1 protein-coding gene is annotated in these 790 nt (G+C 40.0%); it reads right to left on the bottom strand.

Annotated features, from left to right (window positions below; all coding sequences use genetic code 11):
* The coding region (locus AC4HAO_RS11285; RefSeq protein WP_491135399.1) for an IS982 family transposase at window positions 1–703 on the bottom strand (703 nt) is incomplete at its 3' end.
* Between the last annotated feature and the right edge of the window lie 87 nt (window positions 704–790).

Below are 790 nucleotides of genomic sequence, written 5' to 3'. Positions count from 1 at the left end.
AATGATTATGGTCTTTTGCACCTGCCATATTCTCCCTCCAAGGTGTCCAAAGGTGATAGCCTTGTTCAGCTAAGTTAGCCTTTAGCTCGCGACTAAGATAGCCCAAGTCTCCTAAGATAATAGGTATAGGACATCCTTCTAGTAGGTCCTCAGCTACTGTAGAATCGTGAACTGAGGCCGGGGTCACAATGAAATTTAAAACGTATCCCTCCAAGGTAACCAATACATGGACTTTAAACCCATAAAACCACATCTTTTTAGAAGGATTGTAAGAAATAGCTGCGATACCTCTGAAAATGCGAGTTTTAAAATTTCTAACAGAGCTGCAAACTGGCAAAGGAAAACTATCCATAACAGCAATTGTTTCTTGGTCAATACTTGCCGTCAGCTTTTGGCGAATGAGTTTTAACAGGGGGATTAGATATTTCGCTCGTCGGTAGAAACGAGTCCTTTCCAAAAAGACACCACCGACCAAGTACTGATAGATACGATAAAAGTGCCTTTGAGAGGTGATTCCTAACTCACTTTGGAAAAGTAAAGCTGTTAGAATCTGTATGTCTGATACTTTGCATAGCGAGACATGACGTCGCTGTTTCAGCTCAAGAGGAGCTGAAGTCTTATAAAAATGACGGCAAATAGCGACCAGTTGAGGAATACTGTATTGTAAATGATGGGCTTTAGCAGTATAATGTAGGTGGTTCATTTGGATTACCTCTGCTGTTTTTTTCTCATTTGCAGTATAATCCAAATGAACTTTTTTGTTAACTGTTTTTAACTAGCACCACAGGTA

This window comes from Streptococcus sp. ELY_137, from assembly GCF_058314515.1.
The sequence above is the reverse complement of the archived record's forward strand: the minus strand, read 5'-3'. Positions and strand labels throughout refer to the sequence as shown.